The sequence below is a fragment of the Leisingera sp. SA32 genome, assembly GCF_056033425.1.
Window position 1 is genome coordinate 87640 of the sequence record NZ_JBVYHB010000017.1, and the last position, 6000, is coordinate 93639.

The following is a 6000-nucleotide window of genomic DNA, read 5'->3' on the forward strand; positions in this document are numbered from 1 at the left end:
CGCAGGACAATTTGGGCGCATCCCCGGCGCCTGTGAATCAACGCCTTCTCGCGCGAAAACCAAAGGAAGCCTGCCATGCCCAAGAGAACGGACATCCAGTCGATCATGATCATCGGAGCCGGTCCGATCGTCATCGGGCAGGCTTGCGAGTTTGACTACTCCGGCGCCCAGGCCTGCAAGGCGCTGCGCGAAGAGGGCTACCGGGTCATCCTGGTCAACTCCAACCCGGCCACCATCATGACCGACCCCGGTCTGGCCGACGCCACCTATATTGAGCCGATCACGCCCGAGGTGGTCGCCAAGATCATCGAAAAGGAACGCCCCGACGCGCTGCTGCCCACCATGGGCGGGCAGACTGGCCTCAACACCTCCTTGGCGCTGGAGGAGATGGGCGTGCTGGAGAAATTCGGCGTTGAGATGATCGGCGCCAAGCGCGACGCCATCGAGATGGCCGAAGACCGCAAGCTGTTCCGCGAGGCAATGGACCGCCTGGGCATCGAGAACCCCAAGGCCACCATTGTCACCGCCCCCAAGCGCGAAAACGGCTCTGCCGATCTGGACGAAGGCGTGCGCATCGCCCTGGAGGCGTTGGACGAGATCGGCCTGCCCGCAATTATCCGCCCAGCCTTTACCCTGGGCGGCACCGGCGGCGGCGTGGCCTATAACCGCGACGATTACATCCACTTCTGCCGCTCCGGCATGGATGCGTCGCCGGTGAACCAGATCCTGGTGGATGAATCCCTGCTGGGCTGGAAAGAATATGAAATGGAGGTCGTCCGCGACAAGGCGGACAACGCGATCATCGTCTGCTCGATCGAAAACGTCGACCCGATGGGCGTGCACACTGGCGATTCCATCACCGTGGCGCCGGCGCTGACGCTGACCGACAAAGAATACCAGATCATGCGCACGCACTCGATCAACGTGCTGCGCGAAATCGGCGTGGAGACCGGCGGCTCCAACGTGCAATGGGCGGTGAACCCCGCCGACGGCCGCATGGTGGTGATCGAAATGAACCCTCGGGTGTCGCGGTCGTCTGCTCTGGCGTCCAAGGCCACCGGCTTCCCGATTGCCAAGATCGCCGCGAAACTGGCGGTTGGCTACACGCTGGACGAGCTGGACAACGACATCACCAAGGTGACCCCGGCGTCATTCGAGCCGACCATCGATTATGTCGTCACCAAAATCCCGAAGTTCGCGTTTGAGAAGTTCCCCGGCTCCGAACCCTACCTGACCACCGCGATGAAATCGGTGGGTGAGGCAATGGCGATCGGCCGCACCATCCACGAATCCCTGCAAAAGGCGCTGGCCTCGATGGAATCGGGCCTCACTGGCCTTGACGAAGTGGAAATCGAAGGCGTTGGCGTCGGCACCTGGGAGCCCGCGGGCGACAAGGCCGCCGTCATCAAGGCCATCGGCAAGCAGACCCCGGACCGGATGCGCACCATCGCCCAGGCGATGCGCCACGGCCTGTCCGACGATGACATCCACGCAGTCACCAAATTCGACCCCTGGTTCCTGGCCCGCATCCGCGAGATCGTCGAGGCCGAGGCTGATGTCCGCGCAAACGGCCTGCCGACTGATGAGGCCGGCCTGCGCGCGCTCAAAATGCTGGGCTTCACCGATGCCCGTCTGGCAAATCTGACCGGCGGCAAAGAGGTCGAGGTGCGCAAGGCGCGCCGCGACGTTGGCGTCAACGCCGTGTTCAAGCGCATCGACACCTGCGCCGCGGAATTCGAGGCTCAGACCCCCTACATGTACTCCACCTACGAGGCGCCGGCCTTTGGCGACGTGGAATGCGAAGCCCGCCCGTCGGACAAGAAGAAGGTCGTCATCCTCGGCGGAGGCCCCAACCGGATCGGCCAGGGGATCGAGTTCGACTACTGCTGCTGCCACGCCTGCTTTGCGCTGACCGATGCGGGCTATGAGACCATCATGATCAACTGCAACCCGGAAACGGTGTCGACCGATTATGACACGTCGGACCGGCTGTATTTCGAACCCCTGACGTTCGAACATGTGATGGAGATCCTGCGGGTTGAGCAGGACAACGGCACCCTGCACGGCGTCATCGTGCAGTTTGGCGGCCAGACCCCGCTGAAACTGGCGAACGCGCTGGAGGAAGAGGGCATTCCGATCCTGGGCACCTCGCCCGACGCCATCGACCTGGCCGAAGACCGCGAGCGCTTCCAGGCGTTGGTCAACAAGCTGGGCCTCAAGCAGCCGAAGAACGGCATTGCCTCGACCGACGAGCAAGCGCTGGAAATCGCAGGAGAAATCGGCTTCCCGCTGGTGATCCGCCCCTCCTACGTGCTGGGCGGCCGGGCGATGGAGATTGTCCGCGACATGGACCATCTCAAGCGCTACATCAACGAGGCGGTGGTGGTGTCGGGCGACAGCCCGGTGCTGCTCGACAGCTATCTGGCCGGCGCGGTGGAGCTGGACGTGGACGCGCTGTGCGACGGCAAGGACGTGCATGTCACCGGCATCATGCAGCACATCGAAGAGGCTGGCGTGCACTCGGGCGACAGCGCCTGTTCTCTGCCGCCCTACTCGCTCAGCAAAGAGATGATAGAGCAGGTCAAGGTCCAGACCAACGCGCTGGCGCTTGCGCTGAACGTGGTCGGCCTGATGAACGTGCAGTTCGCGATCAAGGCCAATGAGGCCGGGGAAGAAGAGATCTTCCTGATCGAGGTCAACCCGCGTGCCTCGCGCACCGTGCCGTTTGTCGCCAAGGCGACCGACAGCGCTATTGCCTCCATCGCCGCCCGCGTGATGGCCGGCGAGCCGCTGTCGAATTTTCCGATGCGCGCGCCCTATGAACCGGATGCAGGCTATGACGTGAACACGCCAATGGCCGACCCGATGACCCTGGCCGACCCGGACATGCCCTGGTTCTCCGTCAAAGAGGCGGTGCTGCCCTTTGCCCGCTTCCCCGGCGTTGACACCATCCTGGGCCCGGAAATGCGCTCCACCGGCGAAGTCATGGGCTGGGACCGCTCCTTTGCCCGCGCCTTCCTCAAGGCGCAGATGGGCGCGGGCATGGTGCTGCCCGCCTCCGGCCGGGCGTTCATCTCGATCAAGGACGCTGACAAGGGCAAGCTGATGCTGGAGGCCGCGCAGATCCTGATCGACCAGGGCTTCACACTGGTCGCCACCCGCGGCACGCAGACCTGGCTCGAAGGTCAGGGCGTGGCTTGCGAGCTGGTCAACAAGGTCTACGAGGGCCGCCCGCATGTGGTGGATATGCTCAAGGACGGCGCAGTTCAGCTTTTGATGAACACCACCGAAGGTGCGCAAGCTGTTGAGGACAGCAAGGAAATGCGCTCTGTCGCGCTCTATGACAAGATCCCCTACTTCACCACGGCAGCCGGTGCCAACGCCGCGGCGCGCGCCATCAAGGCCCAAGCCGAGGGTGACGTCGAGGTGAAGTCGCTACAAGGCTGACAGGGTCACCACCCCCGACGGGCCGGCGCATGACAAACCTACCCGATGACACTATCCCACCCCGCCGCACCACTGCGGCGGGGTGTCGTGTTTCCCTCAGGGTCCAGACCGCGCCCCGCGCCGCATCATTGGCTGTCGCTTGCGGCGCTGCAACGGACCCACTCCGGCCGCATGTACGCCCTCTGCCGTCTGGCGGGTACGGGCGACGACCAGTCGGCCCCTGCATGTGTCATTCGATCTGCTCTTCCAGCATTGCGACGATCTTGCGCCGCTGGAACACGTTGCGAATCTGTTGGGTCATCACGCGTTCCGGCACGAAATAGGGTTTGCCGTCTCTCCACTCCGCATTGAACCGGCGCCGGGCCGCCACGAGATGCGTCGCGTGGCCACCCGCCGCAGCCACCGTCAGATCCATCTGCTGCACCCGGTCAATCAGCCCTTCACCCCCGATGCGCGCGTCTGCCCGGCGCAGAAGGTCCATGAAGGAGCCGATGTCGATGAACTCACCGCTTTTGATCGGCCCCTGATTGGTGCGGGTCAGCGGGTCCTGCACCTCGTCGAGCGCGATCTCTTCGCGCTCGGTCACCTTGACGGTGTAGGTTTTGTCGTCGGTGGCGATCCGGGCCATGACCTCGAACAGGTAGATCGGTTCGGCGCCCATGTTGGTGACGAAGCAATGGGCGTTCTCATCGTGCGCGATGGACCGGTTTATCAGGATCACCGCCTGTCGCTGGCGGCGGAAGTTCAACCAGAAGATATGCAGATAGGCCAACCAGATCACACCGGTAAGCAGGCTGACCGCCAATTGGAGCGCGCTCGCGTTGTCGGCGATCCAATCCAGCATATCATGCGTCTCCTTTCCTGGGCGTAACAAGCTCAAGAAGCCAACGTCTGAAGGGCAGGTTTTGTTGCGAAGCGACGCGCCTGAGAAACGGCAGTCGACCTGCCGCGCGGCAGGAACCGGTTGTCGACCAACACAGGTGCCGCAACGCGCGCGCGCAGTTTCGGCCGCGACAAACGATTGATGGATAAGGTGGGTAAAGCAGACCTATCCCTTACAGTAACCCTGTTTGGTACTATGGATAGTTTGGTGCGGTCGAGATGCACCGAAGCCACCACGACGGGGCTTGATAAGAGCCGCAATTAACCCAAGTGTTTTAATGCCCTACGCGCCTCAATGCCGAGACGCGCCGATGGGTTACGATGCAAAACGAGCCCTCGTCTGTGGGGCAAACTGTGGGGTAGATATGGCGCTCACGGCAGCCAAACTTAAGACGGCGAAACCTGGAACATATCAGGACGGCAATGGTCTGATGATTGCCCGTGGAACGCCCCCACTGAAGTGGTCCACCTTTTGGGATAGAATTATCCCGTTTTCAGGAGGACGACGAGATGGCCGGCAAGCGAGAGAAGCCCGAAGATATCGTGCTGAAGCTGCGACAAGTTGAAGTGCTGCAAGGGCAAGGCAAATCAGTTCAGGAGGCCGTGCGGCAGATCGGAGTGACGGTTCAGACCTACTATCGATGGCGCAAGGAGTATGGCGGCATGAGCCGCGATCAGCTCAAGCGGCTGAAAGAGCTGGAAGCTGAGAATACCCGGCTCAGACGAGCCGTGTCGGATCTGACACTGGACAAGATGATCCTGGCCGAGGCCGCACGGGGAAACTTCTAAGCCCTTCCCGCCGCAGGCAGTGCATCAACCATGTGCAGCAAACCCTCAGCGTATCGGAGCGCAGGGTTTGCCGCACATTAGGTCAGCATCGCTCTACGCAGCGCAAGGTGCCCTGTGGTCTACCGGACGAAGCCCGGCTGACCGAGGACATCACCGCGTTGGCCGAAGAGTTTGGCCGCTATGGATATCGCATGATCACTGGGCTGCTGAACAACAGCGGCTGGCATGTAAATCACAAGCGCGTTGAACGGATCTGGCGGCAGGAGGGGCTTAAAGTCCCGCAAAAGCAACCCAAGAAAGGCCGACTTTGGCTGAATGATGGTTCCTGCGTCCGGCTGCGGCCGGAGCGCCCGAACCATGTCTGGTCCTATGACTTTGTTCAGGACCGAACCCACGACGGGCGGATCTTCCGCACGCTGAATATCATCGATGAGTTCACGAAGGAGGCGCTGGTGATCCGGGTCAAACGCAGGCTCAATTCAACGGATGTGGTCGACGCATTGACGGATTTGTTCATCCTACGCGGCCCGCCGGAATACATAAGGTCGGATAATGGTGCAGAATTTATTGCCAAGAAGGTGCGTGCCTGGATCGATGCCGTCGGTGCGAAAGCCGCATTCATCACCCCCGGCTCACCATGGGAGAACGGCTACTGCGAGAGCTTCAATGCCCGTTTCCGGGATGAGCTGCTCAACGGCGAGGTCTTCACCACGTTACGCGAGGCCCAGATCCTGATCGAACGCTGGCGGCGTCACTACAATACGGTCAGGCCCCACAGCGCCTTAGGATACCGGCCGCCAGCGCCCAAGAGCATTGTCCCGATAGACCAAAGGCCGACTATGCACTAACATTCAAACTGGACCACCCGATGGGGGCACACCA

General features: G+C 62.0%; 3 protein-coding genes. 2 read left to right on the top strand and 1 reads right to left on the bottom strand.

Going from position 1 to position 6000, the window contains the following annotated elements:
* Window positions 1-75 precede the first annotated feature (75 nt).
* Complete coding sequence (gene carB, locus AC0IPL_RS18985; RefSeq protein WP_474276625.1) at window positions 76-3447, top strand: carbamoyl-phosphate synthase large subunit; 3372 nt, start codon at window positions 76-78, stop codon at window positions 3445-3447.
* 229 nt (window positions 3448-3676) lie between these two features.
* On the opposite strand, the gene AC0IPL_RS18990 is transcribed toward carB, so the two are convergent.
* On the bottom strand, window positions 3677-4291 hold the full coding sequence (locus tag AC0IPL_RS18990) for a hypothetical protein (RefSeq protein ID WP_474276627.1): 615 nt from the start codon (window positions 4289-4291) through the stop codon (window positions 3677-3679).
* 548 nt (window positions 4292-4839) lie between these two features.
* Between AC0IPL_RS18990 and AC0IPL_RS18995 the strand changes: the two genes are divergently transcribed.
* Window positions 4840-5966, top strand: a protein-coding gene (locus AC0IPL_RS18995) for an IS3 family transposase (RefSeq protein ID WP_474275345.1) whose coding sequence is annotated in 2 segments (ribosomal slippage) — window positions 4840-5104 and window positions 5104-5966 — 1128 coding nt in all. Because the reading frame shifts where the segments join, the coding sequence is not laid out codon by codon here.
* The last annotated feature ends 34 nt before the right edge of the window (window positions 5967-6000 follow it).